This window comes from Geobacillus sp. ZGt-1, assembly GCF_001026865.1.
Taxonomy (GTDB): Bacteria; Bacillota; Bacilli; order Bacillales; family Anoxybacillaceae; genus Geobacillus; species Geobacillus thermoleovorans.
Window position 1 is genome coordinate 1 of sequence record NZ_LDPD01000115.1, and the last position, 316, is coordinate 316.

1 pseudogene is annotated in these 316 nt (G+C 48.4%); it reads right to left on the reverse strand.

Annotation, left to right across the window (positions count from 1 at the left end):
• Nucleotides 1-316, reverse strand: a pseudogene (locus VU18_RS18185) (hypothetical protein); the annotation flags it as partial.

Genomic DNA, 316 nt, shown 5'->3' on the forward strand with positions numbered 1-316 from the left:
ACTCATTCCAAACCTCTTTCAACAAACCGCCATATGCGAGCAATCTTCGCCGCGACAAAGCCATGTCCAATGTCGCGACAACCTCGTCAGTCTTGTCCCAATTAACCCCGCTTGAGACGACAGGAACGAGCTTCACCTTGTCGCGAACCTGTCTTTGCTTATAACGATTGTAGACAATATAGTCCTCGGATTTCGTCGCATACTTTGAAAGCTCGGCAACCGCTGAACCTGCAAGATCGGCCTCTACTAATCTACCATCCGGGGAAAGGAAAATGCCTTTCTGCTCCAAAACCTTCATTTCTCGCTCAATATTCCG